Source organism: Allobosea sp. 2KB_26 (assembly GCF_052115715.1).
Lineage (GTDB): Bacteria > Pseudomonadota > Alphaproteobacteria > Rhizobiales > Beijerinckiaceae > Allobosea.
The window spans coordinates 66,006-81,653 of record NZ_JBFRHE010000008.1 but is presented as its reverse complement, the minus strand read 5'-3'; the positions used below and the strand labels follow the sequence as shown (position 1 = coordinate 81,653).

Below are 15,648 nucleotides of genomic sequence, written 5' to 3'. Positions count from 1 at the left end.
GCCACGTCCTCTATCCGTTGCCATGCCGGAGACCCGCGGCTATGAGCCGCCGACCGACCACCGCGCCATTCCGGCGCCGGCGAAGGCGGGCGAAAGAGCGGCGTAACCTTCATGACGGGCTGGGGGCTCAACGCCACGCAGATCCTCGCGATCGCGATCTTCGTCGCGACCTATGTCGCGATCGCCATCGGCCGGATGCCGGGCCTGCGCGTCGACCGGGCCGGGGCGGCGTTGATCGGGGCCGCGCTCATGGTCGGCTGCGGCGTGCTCCCGCTGGAGGACGCCTATCGCGCGATCGACCTCGACACCATCACGCTCCTGCTCGGCATGATGATCGTCGTCGCCAATCTGCGGCTATCGGGCTTCTTCCGCATGGTGGCTGGCTGGGCCGTCGGCAAGGCGCACCACCCGGCGCTGCTGCTCGCGGCGGTCGTTGTGACGACCGGCGTGCTCTCGGCGTTTCTCGTCAACGACGCGATCTGTCTGGTGATGACGCCCATCGTCATCACGCTGACCCGCGCGCTTGACCGCAACCCGGTCCCTTATCTCATCGCCGTCGCGCTCGCCTCAAACGTAGGCTCGACCGCGACGATCACCGGCAACCCCCAGAACATGATCATCGGCAATCTCTCGGGGATCTCCTACGGCGCCTTCACAGCCGCGTTGGTGCCCGTGGCGGCGCTCGGACTCATCGTCACGATCCTGCTCGTGCTCCTCCTCAACCCGCGCGAGTACTTCGCCCGCCAGAGGCTGCCGACGGTCTCGATCCCCGCCCATTTCCACAGTTGGTTGGCGCTCAAATCGGCGCTCATCTCCCTGGCGATGATCGTGCTGTTCTTCCTCGGCCAACCGGTCGCCAAGGTCGCGATCTGCGCGGCGGCCTTGCTGCTGCTGACGCGGCGCATCGAGCCGCGCAAAGTCTATGGCGATATCGACGGGCAGCTCCTGCTGATGTTCGCAGGCCTCTTCGTCGTCGTGCGCGGGCTGGAGCATGCGGTGCTGACCAAGGAAATCCTGGCCGAGGCCGCGCATTTCGACCTCGGCAATGTCGCGGCGCTTACCGGGGTCACCGCTGTCCTGTCCAACCTCGTCAGCAATGTCCCGGCCGTGCTGGTGCTGAAGCCCTTCGTCGAGCAGTTGCAGGATCCGCAGCGCGCCTGGCTCATTGTGGCGATGGCCTCGACGCTCGCGGGCAACTTCACGCTCCTCGGTTCCGTCGCCAACCTCATCGTCGCCGAGCGCGCTGCCAAGGAGGGCATCGCGATTGATTTCTGGACCTATTTCAAGATCGGCGCACCACTGACCGTCGCCACGCTGGCGATCGGCCTCCACATGCTGTCCTGACTTCAGAAGGCGGTCGAGGCCGGTTGGACCGCTTCGAGAAGCCGCAGATCTCCGACATGGGACCGGAGCGTGCCATGCCTATCAACGGGTTTGCCGCAAAGGACGACGATATCGAGAAAGTCGAACTCTACCGGCCGACGATAATGCAGCTTCCCGCGAAGCCGCGGGGTAGCCAATACTGCAAGCGATTGCCATCAGGGCGCGCTCAGAGTGCGCCCATCCCGTGGAGCGCGTCGCGGACAGGCATGCCACCTTGTGCTCCGGCCGAAAAACAGGAGAGCGCGGCGGCCTTGCAGCCGAAACGAAGGGCATCGCCGAGGTGACGGCCTTCGTGCAGGGCAACTGCGATCGCGCCGACGAAGGTGTCGCCCGCACCCGTGGTATCGACGGGTTCAATGACGGGCGCGGGCGCTTCAAAAAACTGTCCGTCAGCCGTGGAGGCGAAGGCTCCCCGTGCTCCTGCGGTGACGATGCAGGTTGCGGCCGAGCGCTGCGCGAGTTGCGCGATGTCGTCGGCGGGGATGCCCAGGACAGTGGCCATGTCCCTGGCCTCATGCTCGTTCACGATGAGAACGTCGCTGGCATCCAGCAGAGCCATGGCCTCGTCGCGGGTCAGGCCGGGAGGAACCGGCGCGCAGTTCCAGATGACGCGGCCGCCGGCCTTGCGGGTGCGGCGCGCCACGTCGAGCGAGGCCGGGAAGGGCACTTCCATCTGCAGCACGAGAACGGTCCCGCTCCCGAGCATGGTGTCCGGCACATCCCCGGCGGAGAGCGCGCCATTGGCGCCGCTCGCGACGGTGATCGCATTCTCCGCTTTCGTATCGACCGAGATGAAGGCGCAGCCGGTGGCTGTGTCGCAGATACGGACCAGCTCCGTCGATACGCCGTTGCGGTCGAGATTTTCGATCGAGTCCCGCCCGAAGGCATCGGCGCCGACGCAAGCCGCCATGGCCACGGCTCCAGGCGCCGAGAGGCGCGCCGCAGCTACCGCCTGATTGGCTCCCTTGCCGCCGAAATGCTGCTCATAGGACCGGGCGAGCACCGTCATGCCCGGTCCTGCAATGGTGGCGACCCTTGCCACCAGATCCAGATTGATGGAGCCAAAGACCAGGATCATCGGCGATCTCGCTCGCTCAGCCTTCGGCGTCCATCGCGTGCAGCTTGTCGACGCGGCGGCGGAAATCCTCGTCGGTGGAGAACTCGGCCGCGAGGTAGGCGTCGATCAGGTCGCTCGCCAGCCACGGGCCGATGATCTTCGCGCCGATGCACATGACGTTGACGTCGTCATGCTCGACGCTCTGATGGGCCGAGTGAACATCGTGGCAGACGGCGGCGCGGATGCCCTTCATCTTGTTGGCCGCGATCGAGGCGCCGACGCCGGTGCCGCAGACCATGATGCCGCGCTCGGCTTCTCCGGACGTGACCTTTCGCGCCACCTCGCGCGCGATATCGGGGAAGTCGACCGGCTGCTCATCGAAGGAGCCGACATCGAGCACGTCGTGCCCGAGTGTCCTGATATGGTCGATGACGTGCTTCTTGAGAGACCAGCCGGCGTGGTCTGAGCCAATGACGAGGCGCATAGGTCGTTTCCTTGTTTGGAAGAGGGAGCCGGCGGCATCGAAGGCGCGCCGCCGGCCTTGTCTGAGCTCAGCCCCGCATGTTCTCGGGCAGGTCGGTGCCGTGGAACTTCTTGTAGATGGCGTTGAGCTTGCCATTCCTGAGGTTCTCCTGAACCCAGGCATCGAGCTTTTCGAGCAGCTTCGGCTCACCCTTCTTCACGCCGATGGCGAGATCGAAATTGGTGATCGAGACCTTCGGCTCGAAGGCGCGGGCCGGCGCCTTGACGCCGATCTGGCTGACGATCGTCGCCGAGGTCGCGATGCAGTCGGCCTGTCCGGAGATTGCTGCCGTGACCATGGTCGCATCGTCGTCGTAGCGCGCGAGCTTGAGGTCGCGTTCCTTCATATTGGTGAGCGTCGTGTCCTGCGTGGTGCCGCGCGAGACGCCGATCGTCTTGCCCTTGAGATCGTCCCAGCCCTTGACCTGATCCGACTTCAGGCAGCCGACCACGGATTGCAGCGCGGCATAGGCCTTGGAGAAATCGATCACCTTGGCGCGTTCGGGCGTGACGGACAGCGTCGAGATGATGATGTCGGCCTTGTTGGTCTGCACATTCGGAATGCGGGTCGCGCCGGTCGTCTGGACGAATTCGAGCTGCAGGCCCCAGTCCTTGGCGAGAAGCTCGGCGGTTTCGACATCCGAGCCCGTCGGTTTCATCGCGCCGTCGATCATGCCGGACGGCGGGATCGCCAGATCCGTCGCGATGCGGATCTTCTTCGCCTTCATGATGTCGTCGAGCACATCGGCGCGGGCGCCGTGCGCGGACAGTGTCGTCAGCCCTGCCGCGAGCAGCATGGTGGCGATGGTGTTGAGTTTCATCCCTGGATCTCCCTTGCCTTGGATTTTCTAAAAGCCCGTTCCGACGAACTGGGCGAGTTCCGGCGTTGCCGGGGCGGCAAGGATCGAGGCTGTTCCCGTCTCGTGAACCTTGCCGGCATGCATGAACACCACCTTGTCAGCGATGCCCCTGGCAAATCCCATCTCGTGCGTGACCATCACCATGGTCATGCCGTCCGCAGCGAGCGCTTCGATGACCTTCAGCACTTCCCCGGTCAGTTCGGGGTCGAGCGCCGAGGTCACTTCGTCGAACAGCATCACCTTCGGCTGCATGGCGAGCGAGCGCGCGATTGCCGCGCGCTGCTGCTGGCCGCCGGAGAGCTGTTCGGGATAGGCGTGGAGCTTTTCCGCCAGGCCGACCTGCGCCAGAACCGCAGCGGCGCGTTCGCGCGCCTCGGCCTTCGCCATCCGCTTCACCGAGACCGGCGCCAGCGTGATGTTCTGCTCGATCGTCAGATGGGGAAAGAGATTGTAGCTCTGGAAGACGATGCCGACATCCTGGCGCAGCGCGCGCAGGTCGATGTCGGGGGCATCGACACGGTGGCCGCAGACATGGATCTCGCCGCTGTCGATCGTCTCGAAGCGGTCGATGCAGCGCAGCGCGGTGCTCTTGCCGGAACCGGAACGGCCGATCAGGACGAGCACATCGCCGCGCTCCACCGAAAAATCGACGCCGTCCAGCACCTTCAGGGCGCCGAAGCTCTTGTGAACCTTCTTCAGGGAAACGACCGGGCTGTCCTTTGTCATTGCGGCTCCTGCCTGCTCAAGCCGGCATCAGTTTCGTGCGACCATTGCCCATGCGCCGCTCGAGGCGACGGCTGAGCGCCGAGATCGGGAAACAGAGGGCGAAATAGATCACCGCGATGATCGCGTAGATCAGGAAGGGCTCGAACAGCGAGTTGTTGATGATCTGGCCGGCGCGGGCGAGTTCGACAAAGCCGACGACCGAGGCCAGCGAGGTGTTCTTGATGATCTGCACCATGAAGCCGACCGTCGGCGGCGTCGCGATCCGCATTGCCTGCGGCAGGATGACCTTGATCATCCGCTGCGTCCGGCTCAGGCCCAGGCCTTCGGCCGCTTCCCATTGCGGTTTCGGTACGGACTGGATGCAGCCCCGCCAGATCTCGCCGAAATAGGCGCCGACATAGATCGTCAGCGAGGCGCTGGCCGCCGTCAGCGCCGAGATCGAGAAGCCGAGCGCCGAAAGGCCGAAATAGCCCAGGAACATGATCACCAGCAGCGGTGTTCCCTGGATCAGCTGGACATAGCCGCCGCTGAGCAGGCGTATCGCCCGGCTCGGCGAAACCCGCGCGAGCGCGATCAGGAAGCCGAGCAGGCCACCGCCGATCAGGGCGATCGTGGACAAGCCGATCGTCCAGAGCGCGCCATGCCCGAGGAACAGCAGGTGATTGGCGTTGAGAGACCCACCCATCGCCGTCACAACGCCGTGCCGAGGCGCCGGCGGCGCGGAAACAGCGCAAATCCCAGTGCCCAGAAGCCGGCCCTCAGCACGAGCGAGAGCACGACATAAGCGATCGCAACCAGGATATAGGTCTCGAAGGCGCGATAGGTGTCCGACTGGATGTAGTTGGCGACGGCGGTCAGCTCCTCCGCCGAGATCTGCGAGGTCACGGACGAGGCCAGCATCAGCAGCACGAACTGGCTGGTCAGCGCGGGATAGACCTTCTCGGTGGCCGGCAGCAGGATGACGTGCCAGTAGATTTGGAAGCGCGAGAGGGCGAGTCCCTCGGCCGCCTCGATCTGGCCGGTGGGGATGGATTCGAAGCCTGCGCGCATGATTTCGGCGGTATAGGCGCCGACATTGATCGCGAGCGCGGTCGCCGCGACGGAGAAGGCCGAGAACTTGAAGCCGATGCTGGCGAGGCCGAAATAGACAAGGAAGATCTGGACCAGCAGCGGCGTATTGCGGATCGCCTCGACATAGAGCGTGCAGGCCCTGGCGATCAGGCGGCTTCCGCTGTTGCGGCCGACGGCGCAGAACGTGCCGATGATCGCGCCGAAGACAATCGCGAGAGCGGCGAGCTTCAGCGTCATGACCGCGCCGTCCCAGAACAGGGGCCAGCGCTCCAGAACGACGGAAAAGTCGAGGTTCAGGCCCATCGCCGCCGCCCGCCTCAGGCTCTGTTCGTCATGCGGTCGTAGACGCGGAAGAGCGCCTGGTTGCCATTGGCGCCTTCGCCATGGGCGCGCGCTTCGATGTACTGGCTGGTGACCAAAGCGGTTCCGGGCAGGGGAACCGAAAGGGCCTGGGCCTGCTCCTGGACGAGCCTGAGGTCCTTGAGCATCAGGTCGATGCGGAAGCCCGCCCCGACATCTCCGGAGATCATGGCCGGACCGAGCTTTTCGAGCATCCAGGACGCGGCTGAGCCGCCGAGCAGGACATTCCGGAGCTGTTCGAGATCGACGCCCGAGGCCCGGCCAAGCGCGATCGCCTCGCAGATCGCCTGGATATTGATGCCGCAGATCAGCTGGTTGCAGAGCTTGACCGCCTGGCCGGCGCCCGGCGCACCGACATGGGTGATCGTCGTCCCCATCGCCCTGAAATAGGGCTCGGCCCGGGCAAAGGCCCCGGCCTCGCCGCCGGCCATGATCGAGAGGGCGGCGTTCTTGGCGCCGATCGGCCCGCCCGATACCGGCGCGTCGATGAAATCGGTGCCTGCCGCCTTGAGTTCGGCATGGATGCGCCGCACGGCGACAGGCGAGATCGTGCTCATGTCGACGACGAGGCGGCCGGCAGGCGGTGACGCGAGCAGGCCCTGCGGGCCGTAGACGACCTCCTCGACCTGCGGGGTGTCGGGCAGCATCGTGATGGCGATATCCGCGCTGGCGGCGGCCTGCGCCGGGCTTGTCGCCGCGATCGCGCCTGCCGAGACCAGTTCTTCGACGGCGCTGCCGACGATGTCGAAGGCGGTGACGCTGTGCCCGGCCGCGAGGAGATTGCGGGCCATCTCCCGCCCCATCGTGCCGAGGCCGATGAAACCGACGTGTCCCTTGTCGTTTCGTCCCATAGCGCTTCTCTTCTTGTGAAAGGTTTTAGCCGGTGGCCGGTTCGCCTCTGTCGCCGTCGCCCAGAGCCGCGCGGCGTCGGTATTCGTCGCCGATGGCAAAATGCCGCCGCAGGGTGACTTCGGCGCGATCGGGATCGCGCGCGACGATGGCGTCGAAGACCCTCTTATGGTCGTCGATCAGATAGGTTTTCATCGAGCCGAACATCTGCACCAGCTCGCGCCGGCTGCGATGCGAGCGGGCGAGCAAGGTCGACATCGAATCGTGCAGGACGGCGAGCGTCTGCGAGCGCGAGGCCAGCACGATCGCTCGGTGGAAATCGTAATCGGCGAGGCTGCCGGCCTCGGCCTCGTCGATCGTCGCGCCGATGCGGACGAGCGCGCGCTGCAGGCGTTCGAAATCGGCGATCATCGCGCGCTCGCAGGCGAGCCGGATCGCCTGGCATTCGATCGCGATGCGCGCCTCCATGACATCGTCGATCAGGTCGGCCTGCTGGGCCAACGCTAACGCGAAGAAATCCTTCAGCATCGAGATGTCGGGACGCTTGACGATGGTGCCGATGCGATCGCGGATCTCGACGATGCCCAGCATATGCAGGGCTCGCAGTGCCTCGCGCACGATCGGCCGGCTGACGCCGAGCTGCACGGCGAGTTCGCGCTCGGCGATCAACCTGTCGCCGGGCTTGAGTGTGCCGTCGAGAAGCTGTTCGCGCAAAAACGCAAAAACCTTCTCGAACCCTTTCGGGTCTTCTGCAGCCTGAGCGTCCATCCCAAGATCACTTGTTTTTTATTCTGGTCAGACCAATACGATGACCAGACGCGGACGTCAACGCCGAGCCTTGCAGCCGCCTGTGGAACGGTGGTCGCGGGAGAGGCGAGGGGATAGGGAGACCGGCGGCGCGGCGAGCATTCCAGCGGAAGCGCCAGCCGGATGGGTTGCGTCTGTGGCTATCGCCTCGGCGCGAGGCTCGGTCCTGCGGCGGCTTTCAGCCGGCCGCGGGTCCTTCGCTTTGAGCGGGCCTGCCTTCTTCGCCTATGGCACCAGCAACCTGGTCGACCTCGACCATGCGCGGAGGTTCTTCGTGCTGGCCACGGTCCCGCATGCGTTTCGCCCGCCTGTGTCGATTCGGGGCAGGCGGCCTGCTAAGCGCGGCTGCGTCGCGCCATCGCGATGTCTCGACGCGATGCGCAGGAGCGTCGGGCCAGGAACCCGATGGGGCTTTCCGGCGTCATGGCAGGGCCGTTCGACCATCTGCGACAGGCAGTACGGCTGCCATGCCCCAGGCTGATGCAGCATGAATCTCTGCTTCGAACCGACCAAACACCACCCGGCCGTGCGGTGGGATTGGACCCGGTTCCGGCAAGCGCGTGAGCAGATGAAGGTCAACCGGCCTGTTCTGTGCCAGGGGTAGCCGTGCAACCAGTCGCGACGGTGCAAGCGGCTCGTTCAGTTCTATCCATTCGGTTGCGGCAAGGACATTCTGGCCGCTTTCTGCGTCGTCTGGGCCGATCTCGTGCGGAGTGACGACCAACCGGGCTCCGAGGCGGCGCGTCTGGCAGCGCTTGTCGTCGATCATGACCTCGCAGGAAATCTCAATCAGGCCCGGCGTGGCAGGCAGGCTGATGACAGCCGCAGATGACATTGTCTTCAGAGGGCGCAGGAGGACCTTTCCCTGCTCGATATAGCCGAACACCGGGTAAGCAGCCGATTGTTCCCTGGTAAGATGCACCTTGCCGACGACCGTGTCGGGAATCGGGACCGTTGCCTCTGCATCAGGCCGGAATTCGCCATTCTCCTCGGATGAACGAGACCGGATGCCCGGTAATCCGCCCCAAAGCTTCATTGCAAGCATGGTCGCGGCGCCTCGCTCGTCCGGCCGCGCCGGGCTTTGCGGGGCAAGCCGGTATTCGTGCATGACACCGGCCGAACAGGTCGAAAGACGAGGCGCCACCTCGCCGCCATTTGCCCAGAGCTTGAGTGTCAGGGAACGCGACGTGCAAGGCGATGCGCTGGGCAGGCGCAGAGGAAGCCAGCCTTTGCAGAGGACATCGAAGGGAACGCGCCACTGCGCCAGAACCGTCCCCGTATCGGAGGCCTCGATCCGCGCGCACAGGCAGCCGGCGCCCCGTCCGGGATCGGCGATATGCAGATCGATACCGAGCCATCCCCTTGCGGAACTGGGTAACCGCTGCGAGAGGCATGGCTCGGTGTCGCTGGCGTCGGGCTCCATGGGATAGGCGGGAACATCGACATCTGCATGGGGAAGGGGGCTGTTGAAGACAAGCCGTGGCCGACCCATTCGCAGAGTGGCGACCAATTCCTCCAGTTCCGGTGGAATGCGGACGTGATGGGTCCAGCTCTCCCGCAAGGCCGCCAGGTCACGCATCAACAGCTGGTTGCTATGCTGGAGTCTGCTTGTTTCGCGCAGGGATCGCTCGAGCAGGGCTGCATCGAGCTCTGCTCGGTTCCCCACGATGTAGGGGACTGGCGTCTCTGATCCCCCGGCTTTTTTCCACCACGCCTGCAAGGCATGCAGAGAGTGTTCTTCGATCGGATGGGGAGCCCACAGGGCCCATATATTCGTGGGCGGAATCTCCAGCGTGCAAAGCGCTGGCGGCAATGCGCTTTCAGCCTGTCCATAGTCAGTCAGGACATAGTGGTCGCCTTCAACCAGCTTGCAGCCATACCAATGAAGGGCCGATGCCGGCCTGGCGCGTGCCGCTGACGTCTCCGGGCAACCCAGCACGATGACCTTGGGATCAGCGGAGTAGAGCTGCCGTAACAGATTTCCTGTCGTTCGAAGGACCATCAGGCCGCCTGCCTGGATTTCGGTGCCGTTGCGTGTGCAATCAGTGGCTTCACGCCGAAGTCCTCACATTCCAGATCAGTGCTTCGGTCGGGCCAATAACGCATCTTCGTGCTTGGCATGCCGAAGGCCCGGCACAGGCGCAGGAGTTCCGCGTTGCCGACGACAATATGCGTGTAAGCCTGCTCGAACGCTGCGCATGCATTCACAGTCTGGCTGGTCGCTTGATGCCTTTCGCCGTATCCGAGCAACGCCCATGTCTCCACTTTCAATCGACGCAACGCGCCCATCAATGTGTGTGTGACCCCGCCATCCACTGACACGACGCGGTGATAGCCAGCCAATGTGGAAATGGCGTCATCCGTATCCAGATGGTCGAAGCAGGGCATCGGCGTCCCCTGATAGCTCCGTGTCCATGTCCGGGACAGCAGCTCCGGCAGAGGCAATGCGATGATCTGCGAAAAGCATTTTGCGCGGCCGGGAGCGAGGGTGAGTTCCCTCGCGAGCGTCACGAGATGAACCTGCCACCCTGCTTCGATGAGTGTCAGTGCCAGCCTTTCAGCGGTCGCGACACTCTCGGGCGCCCCCGAGGCGAGCACCAGGGCGGCAAGGGGCCGGGCATCGGACGACCCGCAGGCGAAGGCCGACGAGAGATTGAAGAGTTCGGGATACACATCACGCGGCAGCGCCGTTTGGAGCCGGTATGTGTTCGGCATTGCCGACTTCCAATCGGCAGGGTTGGCCCCGCCTCCGGCAACGGCGATATCCCGGCACAGCCCCGTAAAGGCCTCATCGATTGGCTCGAGATCAGCCGGCGCTCCCCTCACGGCGAGCTCGAGTTCGATAGCATGGTGACGCTTGCCCGACTGCCGAGGCAGGGCAAGCAGATCGAGCGCGCGCAGCGATGCGTGCGCGACGAGAAACGATGCCTCGACTGCCAGGATATGCGTCTGATCGGATGTCAGCCGGAACCTGTCCGTCTGCTCCTGGACGATCGTCCCGTCGCTCCAGGCCAGAAGACGATCATCGTGCAATCGATCCCGAATTGAGCACGTGACGAGGGCCGATCGGGCAAGCCCGCGCTCGAGCGTCCATAGGACGCCCGCCAGCAGCGATTGCGCGGCAAGCGTTTCGCATAACGAGTTGCTCATGACGACAAGCTGTCCGGGGCAGTGCCCGTAGGCAGGGCGCAACCGGGCGCGCAGCAGACGGGTGATATAGTCGCTGACCGTCAGGGTCGTGACGTTGTTTTCCCCGGTGAAGCACCGAACCAGCCCTGTGTCGGGATGATAGATCGCATAACGCGACCGAGCCTCGGTCTCAAATGCCAGGACGTTGCGAATACCGAACAGGCGCGGATGGCGGTTGCGGATATAGCGCAGGATCGGGGTGAAATCCCTTTCTGCCGCCACCAGCATGCTTTCTCCCCGGCGGCGGTAAGCAAAGCCTGCATCGGCCACGTGGACCCCGCGAAAGCCGCGCTCGAGCCCATGCAGCCAGAATTCCCAATCCTCGACACCCTGGCGCATCTCCGTGTCGAAACGGAGCGGGGCGTCGAGCATGCGCCGTGAGACCATGCTGCCTGCCTCGCAGAAATTCCGGAACAGATGCTCCAGCGGCGAATAGGGCCCCGAGGTATCGGCGAATTCGGCGAAGCCGAACTTGTCGACATCCGGATAGGCCCAGCCGATGCTCGCATCGGCCTTGCGCAAGGCGGTCAGAAGCCGTTGCAGGAGATGGGGGCCGATGCGGTTGTCGCAGTCAAGCAGGTAGACGGCCTCCAGATCGGGGAAGGCCGCCAGAGCGAAGTCAATTCCACTGTTGCGTGCGGCGCTCAGACCCCCATTGCGCTTGTGCAAATAGAAGATCCGCCCCGGACAGGTCGCAGCAAATGTCTGGCAGACCTCGTCTGTCTCCGGGTGAGGGCATCCGTCATTCACAATGACAACGGCGAAATTGAAATCAGTGACCTGCGCCAATGCCGTATGCAGCGCCTCGGCCGTCAGCGAGGGCTGGCCATAGGCTGGGACGATGACGGCGACTTTGACATCGGCCCCATCGCTGGACGGATCGTGCAACCGTTCTCCGGCAGGGGGGCAGAGCCATGGTTCGCGCTGCACGTTGCCCATACTCATGCCATATTCATCCCGAGATTTGTCACGGAAATTAGATTATCCTGTCAGATAATTCCGATAAATGAGGTTTTATGACGCCATGACATGGAATTGTTGCTTATTTATATCGGATAAATTCATTCGCAAATTCGAAATAAAACCGAATCGATTTCGATTTGCTTGATAATCTACGTTTTTTCTCAACTGATGTGACGAATAGACATGACAATTGCCACTGTTGACGCTCCGAGGCTCGATGGCACTCGTTGTCTGATCATGGGTGGCGGCGGATTTCTCGGGATCAACCTGGCCAATGCTCTGGCCCGTCAAGGCGCGGTCGTCCGGGCCTTCGGGCGTGCGCCGGCCGATCGGCAGGCGCTGGACGAGCGGGTTCATTGGAGCGGCGGCGCTTTCGAGGATCACGCGGCGGTCGCCGAAGCCGCGCGGGGGCAGGAGATCGTCTTCCATCTCCTGAGCAGTTCCGTGCCGGGAAGTCCCGGTCAGAGGCCGGTTTCCGATCTCGAGACGAATGTGCTGGGCACGTTGCGCTTCCTGGATATCTGCAACGATGCCGCCGTCAGGAGGGTCGTCTTCGCCTCGTCCGGCGGCACCGTCTATGGCCCGGCCGACAGGCATCCGATCTCGGAAACCGCACCCACGCATCCGATATCGGCCTATGGCGTCGGCAAGCTTGCGATCGAAAAATACCTCGCCCTGTATCATCACCTCTACGGGCTCGAATATCTCGCCTTGCGCATCGCCAACGCCTACGGCCCGCTGCAATCGGCCCTGAAGCGCCAAGGCGTCGTCGCCGCGATGCTCAGTCACGCGCTGGCCGGCAAGCCGCTCGAAATCTGGGGCACGGGCGAGGTCGTGCGCGATTTCGTTCATATCGACGACGTCGTCTCGGCTTTTCTCTGGGCCGCCACATATGACGGCCCGCACCGCGTCATGAATGTCGGATCGGGGGCAGGGCTCAGCATCAATCAGGTGGCGAGCGATATCGAGGCCATCACCGGCACTGCCAGCCGGTCCAGGATCTATCGGGCCGGCCGGGTCGCGGACGTGCCCGTCAACATCCTCGATATCTCGCTGATCACCCGGGAAACGCCTTGGCGGCCCAGACGCACTTGGCTTGATGGCCTGCGCGGCACCGCCGAATGGTTGTCGGCGAAAAGGCACGCGCCACTGATCTGATCCGACGCATGATTTCGAGGTTGCCAGGGCAATCTCCGCTCGCATCTGCGTCCGTTCTCCCGCGAGATGGGTCGGCACTCGATCGATCGGGAGCTGATGATCCGGACGCTGCTCATCGGCCGACTGAGCGAGTTGTTCGAGACGACTATCCGGCGTTGCATCGCGGACGGGCTCGTCGGCGCAGCCGGCGGTCGTAGACGGGCAGTCATCAGATTGGGATGCAAGGTCATGGCGATCGACCGCGATTTCCCCCTAGATGCCCATTGTTCTCAAGAGCCGAAGCGATTGCGGCGGCCTATGCGAAGGCATGGGCGCGACTGATCCAGACGACGAACGCGGTGCTGCAGGCACGGCGAGCCCTGAGCTGCCCCAAGCGCTGGGATTGCAGTCGTTCCGGTGCATGTCGATCGCCTGCGGATGCGGCGGGGATGGACGACTGGCGCCACCAGAAAGTGGCGCCGAAGCGGATGATGAAGCAGCAGCGTGGCTGGTGAGGGAGGGACAGGCAATGACCGTGATCAGACGTGTCGCGATCGCGCTCCTGGCGGTGCTGTCGGCGGGGGGCGGGGCGAACGCTGATCCCGCCGCGGGGGTATCCGGCGAGGTTCCGGCTTCCGTTGCCCAGGCCATAAGGCGCCTCCAAGCCAAGCCGATCTTTGTCCATATGAGTTGGGGCATCCACCTCGTCGATCTCGCGACTGGCAAAGCGTTGATCGATCAGGCTGGGAACAAATCGCTGCTGCCGGCCTCGGTCATGAAGACTTACAGCGTTGCGACCGCCCTTGACCTCTATGGCGCCGATTACCGTTTCCGGACGCCGGTCTACAGGCTCGGCACCGTCAAGGGCGACGTGCTCGACGGAGATCTCGTCCTCGTCGCTTCCGGTGATTTCAGCTTCGGGCTCCGCGAGCAGCCGAACGGCACGCTTGGCTTCAACAGCCTGCCCGAGGTCGACCACAACACCACCTCTACCGGCTTTCCGGGCGGCGCCTATGTCAAGGACAGCGATCCGCTCGCGGCGCTCGATGCCCTGGCCGCGCAGGTCAAGGCTGCGGGTATCCGCGAAATCACCGGCGATGTGATGATCGACGATCGGCTGTTCGAGACCTATCGAGGGTTCCCGTCCGGGCCGATCGCTCCGATCTGGGTCAACGAGAACGTCATCGACATCATGGTGACGCCGACGAAGCCCGGCGAGAAACCCAAGGTCGACTGGCGTCCGAAGAGCGCTGCCATCGCCGTCGAGAACGACGTCACCACGGTTGCCGGCACGGCCGGGCCGCTTGAGGTGAAGACAAAAGGCGCAGGGGTGGTCCGGGTCAGCGGAAAGATCGCTTCCGACGGGCCTCCGATCCTGACGATGTCCCAGATCGCCGATCCCTCTGCCTTCGCGCGCACCGTCTTCATCGAGGCGCTCGTGCGGGCGGGGATCAAGGTCGCCGCGCCTGCGCTTGGCCCCGCCAGGCCCCTGCCGGACGCGGGCGGCTATCGCGAGACCAACCGGGTGGCGCAATACGTCTCGCCGCCGCTGTCCGAGTTCGTCAAGGTGATCCTGAAGGTGAGCTACAACCGCGGTGCCGACCTCATGGTCTGTCTTGCCGCGGTGAAGGCTGGAAGCCGCGATTGCGGCGAGGGGCTGGCCGAGGTGCTGAAGCTGCTCGCCAGGCATGGCGTTTCGTCAACCGGAACCTATGTCTTCGACGGTGCCGGAAGCAGCAATAACAGCCGGACGACGCCGTCGGATCTCGCAACCTTCCTCAGGGACATAACGACCAGATCCTGGGGGAGCGCCATTCATGATGGCATGGCCGTCCTCGGTGTCGACGGCTCGCAGGCGCTGAATGGCGCGGGATCTCCGGCGGCCGCGCATGTTCGGATCAAGGACGGCGATATGGTCGCCGGAAGTGCCGCCGGGCAACTTGTCGCGCTCGCCACCACCCAGACCGGATACATCGATGCCAGGAGCGGGCGCCGGCTTGTCTATAGCCTGATGGTCAACAACATCCCCTTCCTGTCGCTGCAGGACTATTCCGCCGCCCGGGCCGATGTGGCGGCCGTCGTCGTCGCCATCCAGCAGGGCTATTGAAGCGACCGGAGATCGTCATGCCGCCGGCGGCGCGCTCTCGCTCGTGCCTTTCTCTGGCAGCGGCGCTCAGCCTCACCGCTGCAGACGCGTCGGTTGCCGAAGCCTTCTCTGGCTCTGTCGACATCGGCGCTGGCCGCTGGTGGTCGCCAAACCTCGCGGATGGGCTGAGAGCTGAACAGGCCAGCCCATCGGCTGCGCCTGTGGCTCAATGCCTCGAATGTCGACTGGCCCCGAATTTCTACGGGCCCCCGCAAGTCGGCTGGCCGCGCGAGGTCGACGCCCCGGCCCGGCCGCGCGCCGCCCCAAGGCCCGGCTCAGCGCTCCGACGTCGACTGCCCGTTCCTCTTGCGGGTGACGAACTGCGCGATCGCCTGGATGGAATCGAGGTTACTGGGCAGGATTTCACTATCCTCGACCGTGATCCCGAATGTGTGCTCGATGAAGCCGACAACTTCGAGCACCCCGGTCGAGTCCATGATGCCGTGCTCGAGGAGCGAGGCGCCGGCCTCGAGGTCATCTGCGTCGTCAAGGAAGAAATTTGCCGCCAGGAATGCGCGAATGGCTCCTGTGTCAGTATCGCCCGCTTTCTCGATGATCATCGTTGGCCTCGTGCTGAA

General features: G+C 64.2%; 14 protein-coding genes. 3 read left to right on the top strand and 11 right to left on the bottom strand.

Annotated features, from left to right (window positions below; genetic code table 11):
• Positions 1-111: 111 nt before the first annotated feature.
• Entirely contained in the window at positions 112-1,344 is a 1,233-nt protein-coding gene (locus AB4099_RS21070; protein ID WP_441479492.1) for an anion transporter, read from the top strand.
• A 205-nt stretch (positions 1,345-1,549) separates the two neighbouring features.
• Here AB4099_RS21070 and AB4099_RS21065 read toward each other — a convergent pair whose 3' ends face one another.
• The 10 genes from AB4099_RS21065 to AB4099_RS21020 all read right to left on the bottom strand — a co-directional run bounded on the left by AB4099_RS21065 (position 1,550) and on the right by AB4099_RS21020 (position 11,763).
• Complete coding sequence (locus tag AB4099_RS21065) at positions 1,550-2,461, bottom strand: ribokinase (protein ID WP_441479491.1); 912 nt, start codon at positions 2,459-2,461, stop codon at positions 1,550-1,552.
• Positions 2,462-2,477: 16 nt separating this feature from the next.
• Complete coding sequence (rpiB, locus tag AB4099_RS21060) at positions 2,478-2,924, bottom strand: ribose 5-phosphate isomerase B (protein WP_441479490.1); 447 nt, start codon at positions 2,922-2,924, stop codon at positions 2,478-2,480.
• Between the two features lie 67 nt (positions 2,925-2,991).
• Entirely contained in the window at positions 2,992-3,759 is a 768-nt protein-coding gene (locus AB4099_RS21055; RefSeq protein ID WP_441479620.1) for a transporter substrate-binding domain-containing protein, read from the bottom strand.
• A gap of 51 nt (positions 3,760-3,810) precedes the next feature.
• Positions 3,811-4,548 (bottom strand): amino acid ABC transporter ATP-binding protein, encoded by a 738-nt coding sequence (locus AB4099_RS21050; protein WP_441479489.1) that lies wholly within the window; start codon positions 4,546-4,548, stop codon positions 3,811-3,813.
• Positions 4,549-4,564: 16 nt separating this feature from the next.
• Entirely contained in the window at positions 4,565-5,233 is a 669-nt protein-coding gene (locus AB4099_RS21045; RefSeq protein ID WP_441479488.1) for an amino acid ABC transporter permease, read from the bottom strand.
• Positions 5,234-5,238: 5 nt separating this feature from the next.
• The gene (locus AB4099_RS21040) at positions 5,239-5,922 is read right to left on the bottom strand and encodes an amino acid ABC transporter permease (protein WP_441479487.1); all 684 of its coding nucleotides are present in this window, start codon (positions 5,920-5,922) and stop codon (positions 5,239-5,241) included.
• A 14-nt stretch (positions 5,923-5,936) separates the two neighbouring features.
• Positions 5,937-6,929: an NAD(P)-dependent oxidoreductase gene (locus AB4099_RS21035; RefSeq protein ID WP_465248479.1), complete on the bottom strand. Its 993-nt coding sequence runs from the start codon at positions 6,927-6,929 to the stop codon at positions 5,937-5,939.
• The gene (locus tag AB4099_RS21030; RefSeq protein ID WP_113511683.1) at positions 6,856-7,596 is read right to left on the bottom strand and encodes a FadR/GntR family transcriptional regulator; all 741 of its coding nucleotides are present in this window, start codon (positions 7,594-7,596) and stop codon (positions 6,856-6,858) included. Before AB4099_RS21030 ends, AB4099_RS21035 begins: the two co-directional genes overlap by 74 nt.
• Before the next feature lie 460 nt (positions 7,597-8,056).
• Positions 8,057-9,637 carry a DUF6212 domain-containing protein gene (locus AB4099_RS21025; RefSeq protein ID WP_441479485.1) on the bottom strand — a complete coding sequence of 527 codons (1,581 nt, stop codon included), beginning with the start codon at positions 9,635-9,637 and terminating at the stop codon, positions 8,057-8,059.
• Positions 9,637-11,763, bottom strand: a complete 2,127-nt coding sequence (locus AB4099_RS21020) for a glycosyltransferase family 2 protein (protein ID WP_441479619.1) — start codon at positions 11,761-11,763, stop codon at positions 9,637-9,639. Before AB4099_RS21020 ends, AB4099_RS21025 begins: the two co-directional genes overlap by 1 nt.
• Positions 11,764-11,970: 207 nt before the next feature.
• Between AB4099_RS21020 and AB4099_RS21015 the strand changes: the two genes are divergently transcribed.
• Entirely contained in the window at positions 11,971-12,945 is a 975-nt protein-coding gene (locus AB4099_RS21015; RefSeq protein ID WP_441479484.1) for an NAD-dependent epimerase/dehydratase family protein, read from the top strand.
• A gap of 508 nt (positions 12,946-13,453) precedes the next feature.
• On the top strand, positions 13,454-15,031 hold the full coding sequence (gene dacB / locus AB4099_RS21010) for a D-alanyl-D-alanine carboxypeptidase/D-alanyl-D-alanine endopeptidase (protein ID WP_441479483.1): 1,578 nt from the start codon (positions 13,454-13,456) through the stop codon (positions 15,029-15,031).
• A gap of 314 nt (positions 15,032-15,345) precedes the next feature.
• On the opposite strand, the gene AB4099_RS21005 is transcribed toward dacB, so the two are convergent.
• On the bottom strand, positions 15,346-15,630 hold the full coding sequence (locus AB4099_RS21005; RefSeq protein WP_441479482.1) for an acyl carrier protein: 285 nt from the start codon (positions 15,628-15,630) through the stop codon (positions 15,346-15,348).
• Positions 15,631-15,648: the final 18 nt, after the last annotated feature.

What these genes read in the sequence shown, in the direction of transcription:
- AB4099_RS21070 (WP_441479492.1), top strand. Translation starts at nt 112, where the DNA reads ATGACGGGCTGGGGGCTCAACGCCACGCAGATCCTCGCGATCGCGATC.
- AB4099_RS21065 (WP_441479491.1), bottom strand. Translation starts at nt 2,461, where the DNA reads ATGATCCTGGTCTTTGGCTCCATCAATCTGGATCTGGTGGCAAGGGTC.
- rpiB (WP_441479490.1), bottom strand. Translation starts at nt 2,924, where the DNA reads ATGCGCCTCGTCATTGGCTCAGACCACGCCGGCTGGTCTCTCAAGAAG.
- AB4099_RS21055 (WP_441479620.1), bottom strand. Translation starts at nt 3,759, where the DNA reads ATGCTGCTCGCGGCAGGGCTGACGACACTGTCCGCGCACGGCGCCCGC.
- AB4099_RS21050 (WP_441479489.1), bottom strand. Translation starts at nt 4,548, where the DNA reads ATGACAAAGGACAGCCCGGTCGTTTCCCTGAAGAAGGTTCACAAGAGC.
- AB4099_RS21045 (WP_441479488.1), bottom strand. Translation starts at nt 5,233, where the DNA reads ATGGGTGGGTCTCTCAACGCCAATCACCTGCTGTTCCTCGGGCATGGC.
- AB4099_RS21040 (WP_441479487.1), bottom strand. Translation starts at nt 5,922, where the DNA reads ATGGGCCTGAACCTCGACTTTTCCGTCGTTCTGGAGCGCTGGCCCCTG.
- AB4099_RS21030 (WP_113511683.1), bottom strand. Translation starts at nt 7,596, where the DNA reads ATGGACGCTCAGGCTGCAGAAGACCCGAAAGGGTTCGAGAAGGTTTTT.
- AB4099_RS21025 (WP_441479485.1), bottom strand. Translation starts at nt 9,637, where the DNA reads ATGGTCCTTCGAACGACAGGAAATCTGTTACGGCAGCTCTACTCCGCT.
- AB4099_RS21020 (WP_441479619.1), bottom strand. Translation starts at nt 11,763, where the DNA reads ATGGGCAACGTGCAGCGCGAACCATGGCTCTGCCCCCCTGCCGGAGAA.
- AB4099_RS21015 (WP_441479484.1), top strand. Translation starts at nt 11,971, where the DNA reads ATGACAATTGCCACTGTTGACGCTCCGAGGCTCGATGGCACTCGTTGT.
- dacB (WP_441479483.1), top strand. Translation starts at nt 13,454, where the DNA reads ATGACCGTGATCAGACGTGTCGCGATCGCGCTCCTGGCGGTGCTGTCG.
- AB4099_RS21005 (WP_441479482.1), bottom strand. Translation starts at nt 15,630, where the DNA reads ATGATCATCGAGAAAGCGGGCGATACTGACACAGGAGCCATTCGCGCA.